The sequence below is a fragment of the Rahnella sp. PAMC25559 genome, assembly GCF_050632365.1.
Taxonomy (GTDB): domain Bacteria; phylum Pseudomonadota; class Gammaproteobacteria; order Enterobacterales; family Enterobacteriaceae; genus Rahnella; species Rahnella rivi.
Genome location: NZ_CP192543.1, coordinates 1,803,182 through 1,822,332, shown reverse-complemented (window position 1 = coordinate 1,822,332; position 19,151 = coordinate 1,803,182). Strand labels below are relative to the sequence as shown.

The window sequence follows — 19,151 nt, the reverse complement described above, 5'->3', positions numbered from 1 at the left end:
GCCAGAAGGGTTTGACCTGTGTCATTTGGCGGGAAAACGGCGTGCCACCCTTCCATTTTGACGTAAAAAAAAAGCACCCGAAGGTGCTTTTAAGAAATCGTTATGAGCAGAATTACTTCAACAGCGCCTGTGCCTGAGCAACGACGTTGTCGACAGTGAAACCGAACTCTTTGAACAGCAAGTCTGCCGGAGCAGATTCGCCGAAGCTGTGCATACCGATGATTGCGCCATTCAGGCCCACGTATTTGAACCAGTAGTCAGCGATACCTGCTTCAACCGCAACACGTGCAGAAACGGCTTTCGGCAAGACAGATTCACGGTAAGCCGCATCCTGTTTGTCGAAGGCATCAGTAGATGGCATGGACACAACGCGTACTTTAGTGCCCGCTGCCGCCAGCTTATCAGCCGCTTCCACGGTGATACCGACTTCAGAACCGGTCGCAATCAGGATCACTTCCGGCGTACCGTCGCAATCTTTCAGGATATAACCGCCGCGTGCCACGTTTGCCAGTTGCTCAGCAGTACGTGGTTGCTGGGTCAGGTTCTGACGGGAGAAGATCAAGGTAACCGGGCCGTCGTTACGCTCAATCGCGTATTTCCATGCCACGGCAGATTCAACCTGATCCGCCGGACGCCAGGTGCTCATGTTTGGCGTCACGCGCAGGCTGGCGATTTGTTCAACCGGCTGGTGCGTCGGGCCGTCTTCGCCCAGACCGATAGAGTCATGGGTGTAAACGAACACGTTGCGGATTTTCATCAGCGCAGCCATACGCACGGCGTTACGCGCATATTCGACAAACATCAGGAAGGTCGCAGAGTACGGCAGGAAACCGCCGTGCAGCGCGATACCGTTGGTGATGGCGGTCATACCGAATTCACGCACACCGTAATGGATGTAGTTACCCGCCTGATCGTCGCCGATAGACTTGGAACCAGACCACATAGTCAGGTTACTTGGTGCCAGGTCAGCAGAGCCACCCAGGAATTCAGGCAACACTTTACCGAAAGCTTCCAGCGCATTCTGAGACGCTTTACGGCTGGCGATGTTGGCAGGATTAGCCTGCAACTCTTCGATAAATTTCTGCGCGTCAGCTTCCCAGCTTGCTGGCAGCTCGCCGTTCACGCGGCGTTTGAACTCTTTTGCCAGTTCAGGATGGGCTTTGGCATAGGCTGCGAATTTCTCATCCCATGCGGCTTCTTTAGCCTTACCGACTTCTTTAGCATCCCACTGCGCGTAGATATCCTGTGGAATTTCAAAGGCAGCGTATTTCCAGCCCAGTGCTTCACGGGTTGCTGCCACTTCAGCAGCACCCAGCGCCGCGCCGTGCACATCATGCGTACCGGCTTTGTTCGGCGAACCGAAACCGATCACGGTTTTGCACATCAGCAGGGAAGGTTTATCGGTGACGTTGTGTGCTTCTTCGATAGCCGCTTTGATGGCGTCAGGGTTGTGACCATCCACGCCACGCACGACGTGCCAGCCGTAAGCTTCGAAACGCGCTGCGGTATCATCGGTGAACCAGCCTTCAACGTGGCCATCGATGGAAATACCGTTGTCATCATAAAACGCGGTCAGTTTCCCGAGTTTCATGGTACCGGCCAGTGAACATACTTCGTGAGAAATACCTTCCATCATGCAACCATCACCCAGGAACGCATAGGTCTGGTGGTTAACAATGTCGTGGCCTGGTTTATTGAATTGCGCAGCCAGCGTGCGTTCTGCAATGGCAAAACCGACGGCATTGGCGATGCCCTGACCCAGCGGGCCGGTCGTGGTTTCTACGCCCGCGGTATAACCGTACTCAGGGTGGCCTGGGGTTTTGGAGTGCAACTGACGGAAGTTCGCCAGTTCGCTGATTGGCAGATCATAACCTGTGAGATGCAGCAGGCTGTAAATCAGCATTGAACCGTGACCATTGGACAGCACGAAGCGGTCGCGGTCAGCCCAGTTAGGGTTGGTCGGGTTATGGTTCAGGTAGTCACGCCAGAGGACTTCGGCAATGTCAGCCATGCCCATAGGGGCGCCAGGGTGGCCGGAATTCGCTTTCTGCACGGCATCCATACTAAGTGCGCGGATTGCGTTCGCAAGCTCTTTACGAGAGGACATGTTCTACTCCAGGTCGGATTAATAAAGCAGTCAAGGAAGTCATTTTCTCAGACTCGGCATTAAATCGGCAATCTCTAATCACTCACGTGATGAAGTTCACAGAATACGCTTTTAAATCAGTGCGTTTTTTCGGACTTACACTATAGATCGGGCACTACGAAAATCCTACCTTAACGCTATTCTTACAATGAGAGCCTGTTTTGGGCTGCATTACCTGTTTTGTTCACTTTTTCTGGGAATCTGAATTGATGAAATTTCGTCCTGTTATGTTGAGCCTGTTGGCCACCTCGCTGATGAGCGGTTGTGCGACAGTGAATACCGATACCTTAATGCAATCCGGCGCACAGGCGTATCAGGCTTATACCCTGAGCGATGCTGATGTGAAAACCCTCAGCGTCCAGTCCTGTGAAGAAATGGATAAAAAAGCGCAAATCGCGCCAGACAGCAGCGAATATGCTCAGCGCCTGAAAAAAATCTCGGCGGCACTGGGTGATAACATCAACGGCACGCCGGCCAACTACAAGGTGTACCTGACGAAAGACGTCAATGCCTGGGCGATGGCCAACGGCTGTATTCGCGTTTACAGCGGTCTGATGGACATGATGAACGATAACGAAGTTGAGGGCGTGCTCGGCCACGAAATGGGCCACGTCGCACTCGGCCACACCCGCAAAGCCATGCAGGTGGCGTACAGCGCTACCGCTGCGCGTTCCGCGATTTCCTCGCTGGGCGGCGTCAGTGCCACCCTGTCGCAATCGCAGCTGGCGGATCTGGGCGAGAAATACGTTAACGCACAGTTCTCCCAGAAGCAGGAATCTGAAGCCGATGATTACTCGTTCGATCTGCTGAAAAAACGCGGCATCGATCCAACGGGTCTGGCGACCAGCTTTGAGAAACTGGCAAAACTCGATCAGGGCAGCAGTATTGGCTGGTTTGACGATCACCCTTCTTCAGAAGCCCGTGCAAAACATATTCGCGAGCGTATTGCCGCTGGCAAATAATATAAAAAAAGAGATGCATGATCAGGTGCATCTCTTTTATTACTTCATAAAATACTTTCTGAAAATTCTTTATTTTTCCAATTAAACAAACAGTGCGCCTGCACAGAATCTGAAAATAATTTACATCCCTCTGTTTTTCTCGCTTAGTGACTTTGTTTGGTTATTCTTCCTGCGCATTATTTTTATTTAACTGTCAAAGGAAGATGGATTATGAAATTTCGTATTACCACAGTCGCGTTAGGCGTGGCTTTATTATTAAGTGGCTGCCAGCACGGGTCAGTCAATACCGACGCATTAATGAAGTCCGGTTCGGATGCTTATAAGGCGGCCACGCTGACCGATCAGGATGTCAGAAATATGACCGACGGCGCCTGTAAAGCCATGGATTCTGAATCAAAAATTGCTTCAACAAAAAGCAAATACACCAAACGCCTGAATAAAATCGCCAAAAATCTCGGCGACAACATCAATGGCACACCCGCAAATTATAAAGTTTACCTCACCAGCGACGTGAACGCGTGGGCGATGGCAAACGGCTGTATCCGTGTATACAGCGGGCTGATGGACATGATGACCGACGATGAAGTCGAAGGCGTACTGGGCCACGAAATGGGCCACGTCGCACTGGGCCATACCAGAAAAGCCATGCAGGTCGCCTACAGCGCCTCTGCCGCACACAATGCTGCGGGCGCCGCCGGAGGTGTCGCCGGGCAACTTTCCAGTACCCAGCTGGCAGATCTGGGTGAGGAACTTATCAACGCGCAGTTCTCACAGAAACAGGAATCTGACGCGGATGATTATTCTTATGACTTGCTGAAAAAGCGCAACCTGCCGACAAAAGGGCTGGTAACAGCATTTGAGAAGCTGGCGAAAATGAGCGCTGGCAGTGAGAAGAGTTTATTCAGCTCGCATCCGCCTTCACAGGAACGTGCCGATCACATGAAAGAGCGCATGGCTCAGGATAAATAACGCCTGTGGCAAAATGAATTGCCGCGCAGAGCGGAGTAAGCTCTGCGTTTTTTATGAGCCAAAGAATGTTCAGCCGTGGTGTAACCTGTCCGGACTCGCGGAACGGGAGATGAACAAAGGCAATAAAATAACCGGGAAGATGACTTTTTTATAAAACTCATGAATTGATTTCAATTTAAACATTCATGATAAAAATAAAAAAGGCACCAGAAAGGTGCCTATAAACGAGATGACAGCGTCTGACAATCAGCCTTTTTTAGAAGCCTGCACGTGCAGCATTTCCAGCGCCAGTGTCGCAGCGGCCAGAGCGGTGATTTCTGACTGGTCGTAAGCCGGAGCCACTTCCACGATATCCATACCCACGATATCCAGATCCAGATCTTTCAGGCCACGAACCAGTTTCAGCGCGCGATCAGAAGTCAGGCCGCCGATAACCGGTGTGCCCGTGCCCGGTGCGTGCGCCGGATCCAGACAGTCAATGTCGAAGCTCAGGTAAACCGGCAGATCGCCGACGATCTGCTTCACCTGCGCCAGAATATCATCCACGGTGCGGTCGTTAACTTGTGCAGCATCCAGAACGGTGAAGCCCAGATTTTTATCGAATTCAGTACGGATGCCGATCTGCACAGAGTGGTCAGCATCGATCAGGCCTTCGTTCGGCGCATGGAAGAACATCGTGCCGTGGTCGAATTTGCTGCCGTTAGAATAGGTGTCGGTGTGCGCATCGAAATGCACCAGCGCCATTTTGCCAAAGTGTTTGGCGTGTGCGCGCAGCAGTGGCAGGGTCACGAAGTGGTCGCCGCCGAAAGAGAGCATACGCTTGCCGGATGCCAGCACTTTTTCTGCATGCTGTTGCAGTTTGTCTGTCAGATCCTGTGCATCACCGAAGTTAAACACCAGATCACCACAGTCGATGACATTCAGACGATCGCGCAGATCGAAATCCCACGGCCAGCGCTGACCTTCCCAGGCCAGATTCACAGAAACCTGACGGATAGCCGCAGGGCCAAGGCGTGCGCCTGAGCGACCAGATGTGGCCATGTCGAAAGGAATACCGGTGATGACCCAGTCAGCTTCCGCGGTGTACGGCTGGAAGTTCAGCGGAAAACGCAGAAAACCAAATGCGTTGGAAACCAGAGAGTTATCAGGCTGATTGCCTAAGGTGCTCACTAATTTACTCATAAACAATGTCCTCTTTTAACATCGTTGTGACGCCTGCTGCGACACAACGTGATGAAGTATAGATGAAAAAAAATCCCCATCGCGTCGTTAGCCCGACGAGAAAGGGATTTATGGAATTCATGCTGCGCAGCAAAAGACGCCCGTTGGCGCGAATTTTACCTTAATCCGGCTTAGCTTCAAGCCGGCTTACTTTCAAACCTGATGAATGCGCACGCTTACTCGTCTTCTTCCAGATACGTGTAACCGTATAAACCGGCCTCAAACTCTTCAACAAACTGCGCCTGCAAATCGGCATCCAGATCGGTTTCTTTCACCTGATCGCGGAAACGGGCCAGCAGAACGTTCGGATCCAGCTGAACGTATTCCAGCATGTCAGCAACGGTATCGCCCTCATCGGACTGCTGCACCTCAATGCTGCCGTCAGGGAAGACGAACACGTCCACCGCGGCGGTATCACCGAACAGGTTGTGCATGTTGCCGAGAATTTCCTGATAAGCACCGACCATAAAGAAGCCCAGCACTGGCGGATTTTCCGGGTCATACGGAGGCATCGGCATGGTGGTCGCCACGCCGTCGCCATCGATGTAGTGATCGATAGTCCCGTCGGAGTCACAGGTGATGTCGAGCAGCACAGCGCGACCCACCGGCGGTTTATCCAGACCTTCCAGCGGCAGAACCGGGAACAGCTGATCGATACCCCACGCATCCGGCATTGACTGGAACAGCGAGAAGTTGACGTACAGTTTGTCCGCCATACGTTCCTGCAATTCGTCGATGATCGGACGGTGTGCACGGTTGCTCGGATCCAGCTGATCCTGAATTTTGTTGCAGATATTCAGGTAGATGTCTTCCGCCCAGGCGCGCTGCGTCAGATCCAAAATCCCGTGCGCATATTGCGAATGAACATCGTGCAGATCCATCTGGCTGTCATGCAGCCATTCACGCAGCGAGCGGCGGTTTTCCGGATCGTGCATTTCATTCCAGGTATCCCACATGCTGCTGAGCGCACGTGGCGCATCAGCTTCAGGCTGAACCGGATCTTTAAACTCGTTGCGTTCAACGCCGATGATGTTCGACACCAGCACGGTGTGGTGCGCGGTGACGGCACGGCCAGACTCGGTGATGACCGTCGGATGCGGCAGGCCGTGTTCATTACAGGCATCGCCGATCCCCCAGATCACGTTGTTGGCATATTCGTTCAGGCCGTAGTTCACCGAGCAGTCAGACTGCGAGCGGGTCCCTTCGTAATCCACACCCAAACCGCCGCCAACGTCGAAGCACTGAATGTTGACGCCCAGTTTGTGCAGTTCCACATAGAAACGCGCAGATTCACGCACGCCGGTGGAAATATCACGGATATTCGCCAGCTGAGAACCCAGGTGGAAGTGCAGCAGTTGCAGGCTTTCCAGACGCCCTGCGTCACGCAACATTTCAACCAGTTGCAGAACCTGAGATGCCGCCAGACCGAATTTGGATTTCTCACCGCCGCTGGACTGCCATTTGCCCGAACCTTGCGAAGACAGACGCGCACGCACGCCCAGACGCGGGATGACGTTCAGACGTTCAGCTTCTTCCAGCACCAGCTTAATCTCAGTCATCTTCTCGATAACCAGATACACCTTGTGGCCGAGCTTCTCGCCGATCAGCGCCAGACGAATGTATTCACGGTCTTTATAGCCGTTACAAACAATCACCGAACGGGTCATGCCCGCATGGGCCAGAACCGCCATCAGTTCAGCTTTCGAACCGGCTTCCAGACCCAGCGGTTCGCCGGATTCCACCAGAGATTCGATCACGCGGCGATGCTGGTTAACCTTGATCGGGTACACCAGGAAATAGTCACCCTCATAGCCGAACGATTCACGGGCGCGTTTAAACGCTGCGTTAATCGAACGCAGACGGTGCTGCAAAATTTGTGGGAAACAGAACAGCGCTGGCAGACGTTGGCCGTCCTGCTCGCGCATGTCTTTCACCAGTTGCGCCAGATCCACGCGTGCGGAAGGGACGTCCGGATCCGGGCAAACACTGATGTGGCCCAGTTCGTTGACGTCATAATAATTGTTACCCCAATAGGCAACGTTGTAAGTGCGCAGCATCTTGCTGGCATCACGATCGTTCACGGCAACCTCCTGCATGGAGCGCAAAGAAACGGTATCGCCCGCATGTGACGGACGGTGGGACTGGATGTCATCAGACATAGGTAAATCCTCTTTCTACACTGACAACATGGCCAGCCACTATCGCAGTAACAACAGGTGAGAACAACCCGCAAGGCTGGCTTTCAGACAGGATAAAAACCTGCGCGCCAGGGTTCGCAAACTGTTTTTCACTCATGTGATTATAGAATTCATCATTAGACTCCGTGGAACGGGTCAGAAGAAACCAATAGGAATAATGCCCCTAAGGTTGCAGGCTACGTCAGTTTTTATGGGGGAAGCGGCTGTTAACCGGCCCGATTTGGCTGAGTAGCGTCCGGATGTCGCAAACTGAGCTGTCTATAGTCAGGCTGCATAAACGCGGCTGTCCGGCGGACAGAGTGTTTATAACATCGGATTGATGACAGAAATTTTTCAGAAAGGCGTGCAGCAGCAATGAACAGTGTCTGCCGGGGATGCTGTAGAAATGTAACAATCGGTAAAAAGTGGGTCATTAACCTAACCACCTCCACACGTGCCACGCATCACCCGCGGGCATTCGAGCTGAGAAAACAGTAATTACTGGGATACGCTGGCGTCGAGAAAGTGCCGGGCGCGCGCCGTTTATACCGGCAACCTGCTGTAAATGCAAAATGAAAATGCGGCCGGGATGGTTTCAGCACGTGAATATCACTGCCATGGCGCACAAAAACGCCATCTTCATCACAAAAATGACTGGCTTTCAGAACACCTGCTATCCTAAAATAGCCGTCCAGATGTTAATCCGTCCGTAACACCCCCCGACCATTCGCATTACAGGGGATCAAGGATTGACCGTCAAACTGCTTCAAGGCTTTGCCTTATGGGGACATGCAGGACGCATTGCGACAATGGCGAGCATAGCTCCTCATCTGCCAGTCTCCCCAGTGCTATGCAGTGATATCTAACCCGTCGTATGAAGGTAAAGAACATAATGGCTAAACACCTCTTCACGTCCGAATCAGTTTCCGAAGGACATCCAGATAAAATTGCTGACCAGATTTCCGATGCCGTACTGGACGCGATTTTAGAACAAGACCCGAAAGCACGTGTTGCATGTGAAACTTATGTCAAGACCGGCATGGTCCTGGTGGGGGGTGAAATCACCACTTCCGCCTGGGTCGACGTAGAGGAAATCACCCGTCAGACCATCCGTGAAATTGGCTACGTCAATTCTCAGATGGGCTTCGATGCCAATTCCTGTGCCGTACTGAGCGCTATCGGTAAGCAATCGCCGGACATCAACCAGGGCGTTGACCGTCAGGATCCGCTGGAACAAGGCGCGGGCGACCAGGGTCTGATGTTTGGTTATGCCACCAACGAAACCGACGTGCTGATGCCAGCACCGATCACTTACGCACACCGTCTGGTGCAGCGTCAGGCTGAAGTCCGTAAATCCGGCACCTTGCCATGGCTGCGCCCTGATGCGAAAAGCCAGGTCACTTTCCAGTATGACGAAGGAAAAATTGTCGGTATCGATGCGGTTGTGCTGTCCACTCAGCACTCTGAAGACATCGCGCTGAAAGAGTTGCAGGAAGCGGTGATGGAAGAAATCATCAAACCTGTTCTTCCGGCAGAATGGCTGAACGCGGGCACCAAATACCACATCAACCCGACTGGCCGTTTCGTTATCGGCGGCCCTATGGGTGACTGCGGTCTGACCGGTCGTAAAATCATCGTTGATACCTACGGCGGTATGGCCCGTCACGGTGGCGGTGCGTTCTCAGGTAAAGATCCGTCTAAAGTTGACCGTTCAGCGGCTTACGCTGCGCGTTACGTTGCGAAAAACATCGTGGCTGCGGGTCTGGCCGATCGTTGTGAAATCCAGGTGTCTTACGCCATCGGCGTGGCGGAACCGACTTCCATCATGGTGGAAACCTTCGGTACCGGTAAAATTTCCAACGAGCAACTGACCTTACTGGTGCGCGAGTTCTTCGATCTGCGTCCATACGGTTTGATTCAGATGATGGATCTGCTGCACCCAATCTATAAAGAAACCGCTGCGTACGGTCACTTTGGTCGCGAACATTTCCCTTGGGAAAAAACCGACCGTGCCGCTCAGTTGCGTGACGCTGCAGGTCTGTAATTCCCTTTTCAGACAATTCTGCCTGCCTGACCCTGCCCTTGTGGCAGGGTTTTTTATTGCTCTTTTTCCGGTAAAAAGTCTGAAAAAATCATCCGCGCCTTGCTCAATGAAAACGGTTACAGATAATAATTCGTTATTAACCAATGCATTATTTCAATAGGTAAAAGTTTGAAACAGAATTTTGATTGATATATATCAATTTATGCACTATTAATTGGTCTGCTTAACCCCTTCCTGCTTTGCATCTCTTTGAATCCCTTCCAAAACAACAATCCTGAACATCGCTATTAGTGTAAACGATTACAACACTGTGACCGGGTTCACGTTAAGCTGGGAGCAGGGTTAATAACATAACAGCCTAAGCAATATTACAAACACTAAACGATTGCACTATTTTGGAGACCGGATGAACAACTCAACGTCGACCAAAGGAAAACGCTCAAACAAAAGCGTGACTTTCTTTGTCTGTTTTCTCGCTGCACTGGCCGGGCTTTTGTTCGGTCTGGATATTGGTGTCATCGCTGGCGCACTGCCCTTTATCAGCCATGATTTTCAGATCACTAACCATCAGCAGGAGTGGGTGGTCAGCTCAATGATGTTTGGTGCTGCGGTCGGTGCGGTCGGCAGTGGCTGGCTCAACTTCCGTCTGGGGCGTAAATACAGCCTGATGATCGGCGCAGTGCTGTTCGTTGTCGGCTCACTGTGTTCCGCCTTTGCGCCAAACACTGAAGTGCTGATCGTCGCCCGCGTGCTGCTGGGTCTGGCGGTGGGTGTCGCGTCTTACACCGCGCCTATTTACCTGTCAGAAATCGCTCCCGAGAAAATCCGTGGCAGCATGATTTCCATGTACCAGCTGATGATTACCATCGGTATTCTGGCGGCGTACCTGTCCGATACCGCTTTCAGCTACACCGGCGCATGGCGCTGGATGCTGGGCGTGATCACCATCCCTGCCCTGCTGTTGCTGGTCGGCGTGTTCTTCCTGCCGGACAGCCCGCGCTGGCTCGCCGCACGTGGCAATGACGACAAAGCCCGCCGCGTACTGGAAAAACTGCGTGACTCCACGGCGCAGGCAAAAAGCGAACTGGATGAAATCCGTGAAAGCCTGAAAGTTAAACAGAGCGGCTGGGGTTTGTTCATCAATAACAAAAACTTCCGTCGTGCGGTCTACCTCGGGATTTTGTTGCAGGTGATGCAGCAGTTCACCGGTATGAACGTCATCATGTATTACGCTCCGAAAATCTTCGGCATTGCCGGTTTCGCCAGTACTTCGCAGCAGATGTGGGGCACGGTGATTGTCGGTCTGGTCAACGTTCTGGCGACCTTCATTGCCATTGGTCTGGTGGACCGCTGGGGTCGTAAACCGACGCTGAAACTGGGCTTCCTGGTAATGGCTGTGGGCATGGGTATTCTGGGGACAATGCTGCATATCGGCGTGGAATCAGACTTTGCGAAATATTTCTCCATCGCGATGCTGCTGATGTTCATCGTGGGCTTCGCCATGAGTGCCGGTCCGTTGATCTGGGTACTGTGTTCTGAAATTCAGCCGCTGAAAGGCCGTGATTTTGGTATCACTGTCTCTACCGCGACCAACTGGATTGCCAATATGATCGTCGGTGCCACCTTCCTGACCATGCTGGAAAGCCTGGGCAACGCCAACACCTTCTGGGTGTACGCCGCGCTGAACGTGGTCTTCATCTTCATCACCATTGCGTTGATCCCTGAGACGAAGAACGTGTCTCTGGAACACATCGAACGCAATCTGATGAAAGGCGAAGCACTGCGCGACATCGGTAAGTAAGCGTCAAATTCCTCCCCTGCAAAGGGGAGGAATTCCATATTGCATCTCTCCCCCTGCAGATTTATCCTTCGCCAGATGAAAACCTCACGTCTCCCCATCGCCCTGCAACAAGCGGTTATGCGCTGCCTGCGGGAAAAACTCCTGATGGCAAATCAGTTTTTTGGCACCGACTATACGGAACCGGAAATCACCTACCAGCAACGCGGCACCAGCGCGGGCAGCGCGTACCTGCAACACTGGCAAATCCGGCTGAATCCGGTGTTATTACAGGAAAATCAGCAGCCTTTTATTGATGAAGTGGTGCCGCACGAACTGGCGCACCTTCTGGTTTATCGCCGGTTTGGCCGCGCGCCGGCCCCGCATGGCAAGGAGTGGCGCTGGATGATGGAGCATGTGCTTGGCGTCAGCGCCAGCCGCACGCACAAATTCGAAGTGGCATCCGTACAGAGCAAAACCTATCCGTATTTATGCGCCTGTCGCGATCACCATCTGACCGTGCGCCGCCACAATAAAGTGATGCGTAAAGAGTCGGAATATCGCTGCCGTCATTGCGGCGAGCTGTTACATTTCAATGCTAAAGGCACCACTAATGGCTGAAATTTCAATCACTCAATAGCATCAATGTCCGATTGTCACGCCGCGCCGCATCCGTTACCCTTCCGACCTTTTCACATCAGGTCATTCAGAAACATGTTTCGCAAAACACTTTCAGCCTTTCTGTTTATCGCAGTACTCGCACCGGTCAGCGCCTTCAGCCAGTCCGGCAATGCCATCAATAATTTCAGCCAGGCCAAAGCCGCTGCGGTCAAAATCAATCAGGGTGCCCCCTCTTTTTATTGCGGCTGTGACATCAGCTGGCAGGGCAAAAAAGGCACGCCTGATCTCAAATCCTGCGGGTACGCGGTGCGCAAAAGCGAACAACGCGCCAGCCGGATCGAGTGGGAGCACGTGATGCCCGCATGGCAGTTTGGCCACCAGATGCAATGCTGGCAGGATGGCGGTCGTAAAAATTGTGCGAAAAACGCCGGTTACCGTCAGATAGAAACTGACCTGCACAACCTGGAACCGGCAATCGGCGAAGTGAACGGCGACCGCAATAACTTCATGTACAGCCAGTGGAACGGCGGCGAAGGCCAGTACGGGCGCTGCGAGATGAAAGTCGATTTCAAAGCCAAGGCCGCTGAGCCGCCAGCCCGCGCCCGTGGCGCCATCGCCCGCACCTATTTCTATATGCGTGATCAGTACAAACTGAATCTTTCCCGCCAGCAAACCCAGCTGTTCACCGCGTGGAACCGTCAGTATCCGGTGACGGCCTGGGAATGTGAGCGCGATAACCGTATCGCCAATGTGCAGGGAAATCATAACCCGTACGTTCAGCAGGCTTGCGCTGAGCGAAAAGGCTAACTTAGTATTAAACACATCATCAGGGCACATTAGCTCGCGACAATGCGGGCTAATCACGACAAAATAGCCCGCTCAAACACGTTAAGGACAGCTGCCACACATGCGCATCCCCCGCATTTATCACCCGGAAACATTGACCGCCCACAGCGACATTGCGCTGTGCGAAGACGCCGCTAACCACGTCGGACGCGTTCTGCGTATGCAGCCCGGTCAGGCGATTCAATTATTTGACGGCAGCAATCAGGTCTTCGAGGCCAGCATTACGCAGGTGGATAAGAAGAGTGTGCGCGTCAGCCTGAGTGAAGGTGTGTTGTCGGACAACGAATCACCGCTGAATCTGCATCTCGGACAGGTGATTTCGCGCGGCGACAAGATGGAGTTCACCATTCAGAAATCCATTGAGCTGGGGGCGAACACCATTACGCCGCTGTTCTCTGAGCGTTGCGGCGTCAAACTGGACGGCGAGCGTCTGGAGAAAAAATTGCAGCAGTGGCAGAAAATCGCCATTGCCGCCTGCGAGCAATGTGGCCGCAACCGCATCCCGGAAATTCGCCCGGCGATGCAGCTCGAAGCCTGGTGTGCAGAGCAGGATGACAGCCTGAAGCTGAACCTGCATCCGCGCGCCAGTCACAGCATTAATACCCTGCCGCTGCCGGTGAAACATGTTCGCCTGCTGATTGGCCCGGAAGGCGGTTTATCCGCCGACGAAATTGCAATGACCTCCGGCTACGGATTTACTGATATCCTGCTGGGACCCCGCGTTCTGCGTACAGAAACCACAGCACTCACCGCGATAACGGCCTTACAGGTTCGTTTCGGCGATCTGGGTTAAGAGGAGACCAAATGATTAAGCTTGGCATCGTGATGGACCCGATTTCATCCATCAACATCAAAAAAGACACCAGTTTCGCTATGTTGCTGGACGCGCAGAGTCGTGGTTACGAACTGCACTACATGGAAATGAATTCCCTGTATCTGCGCGGCGGCGAAGGCCGTGCGACCACTAAAAAGCTTAGCGTGAAGCAGGATTACGACGGCTGGTATGAGTTTGGTACTGAGCAGGATATCGCCCTGCAAGAACTGGACGTGATCCTGATGCGTAAGGATCCGCCATTCGATACCGAATTCATTTATGCGACTTATATCCTCGAACGCGCGGAAGAAAAAGGCACGCTCATCGTCAACAAACCGCAGAGCCTGCGCGACTGTAACGAAAAGCTGTTCACCGCATGGTTCCCGGAACTGACGCCGGATACGCTGGTGACCCGCAACGCGGCACAGCTGAAAGCCTTCCACAAAGAACACACTGACGTGATCCTCAAGCCGCTCGACGGCATGGGCGGTGCGTCTATTTTCCGTCTGAAACCGGAAGACGCGAACGTCTCTGTGGTGATCGAAACCCTGACCGAACACGGCAGCCGTTTCTGTATGGCGCAAAACTACCTGCCAGCGATCAAAGACGGTGACAAACGCGTGCTGGTGGTCGATGGCGAACCGGTGCCTTACTGTCTGGCACGTATTCCTGCGCAGGGCGAAACCCGTGGCAATCTGGCCGCCGGTGGCCGTGGTGAAGCGCGTCCGCTGAGCGAAAGTGACTGGGCGATTGCCCGCACCGTCGCGCCAATCCTTAAGCAGAAAGGCCTGATCTTTGTCGGTCTGGATATCATCGGCGATCGTCTGACCGAGATTAACGTCACCAGCCCAACCTGTGCGCGTGAAATCGAAGCCGCCTTCCCGATCTCGGTGACCGGCATGCTGATGGATGCCATTGAAAAGCGTCTGGCTGCGCGCTAACGTTCTTTGCTACACGATGGCGCGGCTGGCTGCGCCATCATTTTCCTGAGGTTAACCATCCTGCATACCATGAATCTACAACATCACTTTCTTATTGCGATGCCCGGGCTGGATGAACCCCAGTTCAAACGTTCTGTTGTCTATATCTGCGAACATAATGAAGATGGCGCAATGGGTCTGGTGATCAACAAGCTGGTCGATGATTTCACCATTGAAAATGTCCTCGATAAGCTGGATATCAGCCCGGAACCCCGCGACCCGACTATCCGCCTCGATCGTCCGGTGTTTTCCGGCGGCCCGCTGGCCGACGATCGCGGTTTTATCCTGCATACGCCGCGCGAAGGTTTTGGCTCCAGCATTCGCATCTCTGACAGCACCATGATCACCACCTCCAAAGACGTGCTGGAAACACTGGGTACGCCGGACCAGCCAAAAGATGTGCTGGTGGCGCTCGGTTACGCCGCATGGGAACAGGGACAGCTGGAAAAAGAACTGCTGGATAATGCCTGGCTGACCATCGAAGCCAGCAGCGATATTCTGTTTCGCACACCGATTGCCGACCGCTGGCGTGAAGCCGCAAAAATGATCGGCATTGATGTGAGCCAGCTCGCCACCCACGCAGGGCACGCATAATGGCTAACCGCACGGTTTTTGCCTTCGACTTTGGTACCAAAAGTATCGGCCTGGCCATTGGTCAGGAAGTCACGGGCACCGCACGTCCGCTGACCTCGTTTAAAGCGCAGGACGGCACACCCGACTGGCAGAAGATTGAAAAACTGCTGAAAGAGTGGCTGCCGGATGTCGTGGTGGTTGGCCTGCCGCTGAATATGGACGGCACCGAACAGCCGCTGACCGCCCGCGCGCGCAAATTTGCTAACCGTCTGCATGGGCGGTTTGGCGTGCAGGTAGAGCTGCACGACGAACGCCTGAGCACCGTGGAAGCACGCGCCGATTTGTTCGACCGTGGCGGTTTTCGCGCACTCGACAAAGGCAGCGTCGATGCCGCTTCTGCGGTGATCATTCTGGAAAGCTGGTTTGAAAAGCAATGGAGTCAGTCCTGATCTTGCGCCAGTAATCCGACACTCTGCCGCTGCTGGCGGCTTTGTGCAAAGGTCTGCATTCCGGTCTGTGCGCCGGTTTGCAGGATGTCGGCCAGCTGATGCGTTTTCCCTTCCCTGATCAAATTGCACACCGCTGGCGTCGATGTCAGCACCTCAAACAACGCCACCCTGCCCGCTTTTTTATCTTCGCCTGCCTTTGTCAGCGCCAGTTTCTGCGCAACCACTGCCCGCAAACTGCCCGCCAGCTGCGCCCGCACAAACGCTTTTTCTTCAGCCGGGAACACGTCAACCATCCGGTCAATAGCCTGCGTCGCATTGCGCGTATGTAAGGTCGCCAGTACCAGATGCCCGGTTTCCGCCGCCGTCAGCGCCAGCCGGATACTGTCGCTGTCCCGCAGTTCGCCGAGTAACAGCACATCCGGATCCTCACGCAGCGCACCCCGCACGGCTTCGCCGAAGGAACGCGTATGCAGCCCGAGTTCGCGCTGCTGGATCAGACATTGCCTGCTGGTGTGAATGAGCTCGATAGGATCTTCCAGCGTAATGATATGGCGCTTTGCATGGCTGTTCAGATGATCAATCAGCGCCGCCAGCGTGGTGGATTTACCGCTTCCCGTGGCACCGGTGACCAGAATCAGGCCATCCTCCTGCAAGATGATTTGCTGCAAGATTTCGGGCGCCAGCAGCATGTGCAGATCGGGGCAACGGGCCGGGATTGGCCGCAGCGCGGCAGACAGCCCGTGCCATTGGCGGAAAACGTTGAGCCGCATCCGTACGCCACCGCCCAGCGTCAGGGCTTTATCGACCTGTCCGGCCTGTTTCAGCGTCTCCTGCTGCGCGTCGTCCAGCCACTGGCCACTGAGCGCCTGCATCTGCGAAGCCTTAAGCACCGGCATGTCGTCGCAGCGACATAATTCGCCATCAATGCGCAACATCGGCGGATAGCCGGTACAAAGGTGCAGATCGGAGGCATTTTGCTTTACACTACGCACCACTAATCCATCAATATCCATGTTGAAATCCTCCTGAGTCCCTATGAGCCTTAGTCAGCAAAACGCTATTGCGCAGAATTTACAGAATGTCCGCGAGAAAATCGCAGCCGCTGCACAGCTTTGCGGCAGGCCTTCAGAAGAAATTACCTTGCTTGCAGTGAGCAAAACCAAACCTGCGAGCGCTGTCGAAGAAGCGATCGCTGCCGGTCAGTTCGTGTTTGGTGAAAACTACGTGCAGGAAGGGGTGGATAAAATCGCCCACTTCGCCGGGCATCAGCCTGCGCTGACCTGGCACTTTATTGGCCCTCTGCAATCGAACAAAAGCCGTTTAGTGGCGGAAAACTTCGACTGGTGCCACACCATTGACCGTCTGAAAATCGCCCAGCGCCTCAACGATCAGCGCCCGGCGGGCTTGCCGCCGTTACAGGTATTGATTCAGGTGAACATCAGCGATGAGGCCAGCAAATCCGGCATTCGCGTGGGTGAAATCACCGAACTGGCGACGCAAATCATGGCGATGCCCAACCTGACGCTGCGCGGTCTGATGGCGATCCCTGCCGCAGAAACCGATTATGCACGGCAAACCGAAGTCTTCGGTCAGATGCGCGACGCGCTGAACACCTTACAGGCTGTCTGCCCGCAGGCCGATACGCTGTCCATGGGCATGACCGATGATATGCCCGCCGCGATTGCCGCAGGCAGCACCCTGGTTCGTATCGGTACCGCCATTTTTGGGGCCCGTGATTACAGCGAAAAGCAATCACCGGCCTGAGGCGGTTTACTGCTTTACTCTTGAATGGCTCAATGAAGTCCCCATAAAACGAGGAGCACTTATGCAACACCGTAAACTCTGTTTCATCGGCGCAGGTAACATGGCTGGTGCGATCATTTCGGGTCTGGTCGAAAGTGGTTATCCGGCGACGCTTATCAGCGTCTGTGCCCCGTCGACCACACATCGCGATGCGCTGGCTGAAAAATACGGCGTGAAGAGCAGCAGCGATAACAGTGGCTGCGCCAAAGAAGCGGATGTCATTGTGCTCTCGGTCAAACCACAAATGATGGCTGACGTGTGTAAAGCACTGCAAAAAGACGTGGATTTTGGCGGCAAACTGGTACTGTCGATTGCCGCAGGCGTCAGCGTCGCTCGTTTTTGTGAGTTGCTGGGTGAGGATCTGAACATTGTGCGCATCATGCCGAACACGCCATCCCTTGTCGGGAAAGGCATGAGCGGGCTTTACGCACCGGAACAGGTTTCACAGGCAGACCGCGATTACAGCGGTGAACTGATGACCGCGGTCGGCAAAATCTGCTGGGTCGATACCGAAGAAGGTATCAACCACATTATTGCCGCCGCAGGCAGCGCCCCGGCCTATTTCTTCCTGTTTATGGAAGCAATGCAGGCTGAAGCGCAGCGTTTAGGTTTCAGCGCAGATGCCGCACGGATGCTGGTTGAACAGGCCGCCAGCGGCGCGACCGCGTTAGTGGCTGCCAGCCCGGACACGCCATTGTCACAACTGCGTGAGAATGTGACCTCCAAAGGCGGCACCACCTTTGAAGCACTGAAAGTTTTCACCGATCGCAAATTACCGGAGATTGTCTCCGTGGCCATGCAGGCCGCCATTACCCGCGCGCAGGAAATGGAAAAACTGTTTTAATTTACATATCAAAGGTAACGCATGTTAACGCTGACTTTCCTGGTCAACACATTGATTGACCTCTACGTCATGGTTTTACTGCTACGCATCTGGATGCAGTGGGCTCGTACTGATTTTTATAATCCGTTTTCTCAGTTTGTGGTGAAGATTACTCAACCGGTCATCCGGCCATTGCGTCGGATTCTTCCACCGCTTGGGCCGATTGACAGCGCGAGCTTGTTGCTGGCTTTCATCATTACCACGCTGAAATTGCCGTTATTTTTCCTGATCAAGTACGGGGTTTTCCCGTTAGAACCCATTATGTTACTCGTGGGTCTGATTAGCCTGGTGAAGGCTGCCGGGTTATTGGTCTTCTGGTTGATTATTATCCGTTCACTGATGAGTTGGGTAAGCCAGGGGCGCGGGCCAATGGATTTTCTGCTGATGCAGCTTACTGAACCTCTGATGGCACCCATCCGCCGCGTTTTGCCGGCCATGGGTGGGATTGATTTCTCAGCGATGATTGTGATTTTGATTCTCTATATGCTGAATTATCTCGGTATGGATCTGCTCGGCGGGCTTTGGACGCAGGATTTCTTCACCTCGAATGCCCTGCTCGCTCAATGACATCAGGCCTTTCCCCGGTTTACTGGCAGTCAGACGACCTGGTTTTGCGGCTGGTTATCCAGCCCAAAGCCAGCCGTGACAGCCTGGTCGGTTTGCATGGCGACGAACTTAAAGTCGCCATCACCGCACCGCCGGTTGACGGTCAGGCGAATACGCACCTGGTGAAATTTCTCGCCAAACAGTTTAAAGTCGCCAAAAGTCAGGTCAGTATTGAAAAGGGCGAGCTGGGCCGCCATAAACAAGTCCGCATTATCCATCCGCAAAATATCCCGACTGAGGTCGCGGTACTGCTCGCAGAATAACGTTTACGTCAGGACTC

At 53.7% G+C, this 19,151-nt stretch carries 18 protein-coding genes; 14 read left to right on the top strand and 4 right to left on the bottom strand.

Going from position 1 to position 19,151, the window contains the following annotated elements:
• Window positions 1–112: 112 nt before the first annotated feature.
• A complete protein-coding gene (gene tkt / locus ACQZQY_RS09595) occupies window positions 113–2,107 on the bottom strand; it encodes a transketolase (protein WP_431297018.1) in 1,995 nt (664 codons plus the stop codon).
• Between the two features lie 248 nt (window positions 2,108–2,355).
• On the opposite strand from tkt, the gene ACQZQY_RS09590 reads away from it, so the two are divergent.
• Complete coding sequence (locus ACQZQY_RS09590; RefSeq protein ID WP_056773215.1) at window positions 2,356–3,108, top strand: M48 family metallopeptidase; 753 nt, start codon at window positions 2,356–2,358, stop codon at window positions 3,106–3,108.
• Window positions 3,109–3,318: 210 nt separating this feature from the next.
• Window positions 3,319–4,077, top strand: coding sequence for a M48 family metallopeptidase (locus ACQZQY_RS09585; RefSeq protein WP_431297017.1), 759 nt, complete (start codon window positions 3,319–3,321; stop codon window positions 4,075–4,077).
• Between the two features lie 246 nt (window positions 4,078–4,323).
• On the opposite strand, the gene speB is transcribed toward ACQZQY_RS09585, so the two are convergent.
• Window positions 4,324–5,247, bottom strand: a complete 924-nt coding sequence (speB, locus tag ACQZQY_RS09580) for an agmatinase (protein WP_056773366.1) — start codon at window positions 5,245–5,247, stop codon at window positions 4,324–4,326.
• Between the two features lie 227 nt (window positions 5,248–5,474).
• On the bottom strand, window positions 5,475–7,457 hold the full coding sequence (gene speA, locus ACQZQY_RS09575) for a biosynthetic arginine decarboxylase (RefSeq protein WP_056773221.1): 1,983 nt from the start codon (window positions 7,455–7,457) through the stop codon (window positions 5,475–5,477).
• Window positions 7,458–8,367: 910 nt separating this feature from the next.
• Between speA and metK the strand changes: the two genes are divergently transcribed.
• From metK to ruvX, 8 genes are all read left to right on the top strand, one after another.
• A complete protein-coding gene (gene metK / locus ACQZQY_RS09570) occupies window positions 8,368–9,519 on the top strand; it encodes a methionine adenosyltransferase (protein WP_056773225.1) in 1,152 nt (383 codons plus the stop codon).
• 406 nt (window positions 9,520–9,925) lie between these two features.
• Complete coding sequence (locus tag ACQZQY_RS09565; RefSeq protein WP_056773228.1) at window positions 9,926–11,320, top strand: sugar porter family MFS transporter; 1,395 nt, start codon at window positions 9,926–9,928, stop codon at window positions 11,318–11,320.
• Window positions 11,321–11,395: 75 nt separating this feature from the next.
• Window positions 11,396–11,917 carry a SprT family zinc-dependent metalloprotease gene (locus ACQZQY_RS09560; RefSeq protein ID WP_056773229.1) on the top strand — a complete coding sequence of 174 codons (522 nt, stop codon included), beginning with the start codon at window positions 11,396–11,398 and terminating at the stop codon, window positions 11,915–11,917.
• Window positions 11,918–12,010: 93 nt separating this feature from the next.
• A complete protein-coding gene (gene endA / locus ACQZQY_RS09555; RefSeq protein WP_431297016.1) occupies window positions 12,011–12,724 on the top strand; it encodes a deoxyribonuclease I in 714 nt (237 codons plus the stop codon).
• Between the two features lie 100 nt (window positions 12,725–12,824).
• Complete coding sequence (rsmE, locus tag ACQZQY_RS09550; protein WP_056773235.1) at window positions 12,825–13,556, top strand: 16S rRNA (uracil(1498)-N(3))-methyltransferase; 732 nt, start codon at window positions 12,825–12,827, stop codon at window positions 13,554–13,556.
• Between the two features lie 11 nt (window positions 13,557–13,567).
• The gene (gene gshB, locus ACQZQY_RS09545; RefSeq protein WP_431297015.1) at window positions 13,568–14,518 is read left to right on the top strand and encodes a glutathione synthase; all 951 of its coding nucleotides are present in this window, start codon (window positions 13,568–13,570) and stop codon (window positions 14,516–14,518) included.
• A 69-nt stretch (window positions 14,519–14,587) separates the two neighbouring features.
• On the top strand, window positions 14,588–15,151 hold the full coding sequence (locus ACQZQY_RS09540; protein ID WP_056773239.1) for a YqgE/AlgH family protein: 564 nt from the start codon (window positions 14,588–14,590) through the stop codon (window positions 15,149–15,151).
• Window positions 15,151–15,579, top strand: a complete 429-nt coding sequence (gene ruvX, locus ACQZQY_RS09535) for a Holliday junction resolvase RuvX (protein WP_056773242.1) — start codon at window positions 15,151–15,153, stop codon at window positions 15,577–15,579. The genes ACQZQY_RS09540 and ruvX overlap by 1 nt, the downstream gene beginning before the upstream one ends.
• Here the strand turns inward: ruvX and ACQZQY_RS09530 are convergent.
• On the bottom strand, window positions 15,570–16,592 hold the full coding sequence (locus ACQZQY_RS09530; protein WP_431297014.1) for a type IV pilus twitching motility protein PilT: 1,023 nt from the start codon (window positions 16,590–16,592) through the stop codon (window positions 15,570–15,572). The two genes, ruvX and ACQZQY_RS09530, sit on opposite strands and share 10 nt — an antisense overlap.
• A gap of 22 nt (window positions 16,593–16,614) precedes the next feature.
• On the opposite strand from ACQZQY_RS09530, the gene ACQZQY_RS09525 reads away from it, so the two are divergent.
• The 4 genes from ACQZQY_RS09525 to yggU all read left to right on the top strand — a co-directional run bounded on the left by ACQZQY_RS09525 (window position 16,615) and on the right by yggU (window position 19,134).
• Window positions 16,615–17,343: a YggS family pyridoxal phosphate-dependent enzyme gene (locus ACQZQY_RS09525; RefSeq protein WP_431297013.1), complete on the top strand. Its 729-nt coding sequence runs from the start codon at window positions 16,615–16,617 to the stop codon at window positions 17,341–17,343.
• A 61-nt stretch (window positions 17,344–17,404) separates the two neighbouring features.
• Window positions 17,405–18,226 carry a pyrroline-5-carboxylate reductase gene (proC, locus tag ACQZQY_RS09520; protein ID WP_056773253.1) on the top strand — a complete coding sequence of 274 codons (822 nt, stop codon included), beginning with the start codon at window positions 17,405–17,407 and terminating at the stop codon, window positions 18,224–18,226.
• A gap of 21 nt (window positions 18,227–18,247) precedes the next feature.
• Window positions 18,248–18,832: a YggT family protein gene (locus ACQZQY_RS09515; RefSeq protein ID WP_122096078.1), complete on the top strand. Its 585-nt coding sequence runs from the start codon at window positions 18,248–18,250 to the stop codon at window positions 18,830–18,832.
• Window positions 18,829–19,134, top strand: a complete 306-nt coding sequence (gene yggU / locus ACQZQY_RS09510; RefSeq protein WP_056773258.1) for a DUF167 family protein YggU — start codon at window positions 18,829–18,831, stop codon at window positions 19,132–19,134. Before ACQZQY_RS09515 ends, yggU begins: the two co-directional genes overlap by 4 nt.
• Window positions 19,135–19,151 lie beyond the last annotated feature (17 nt).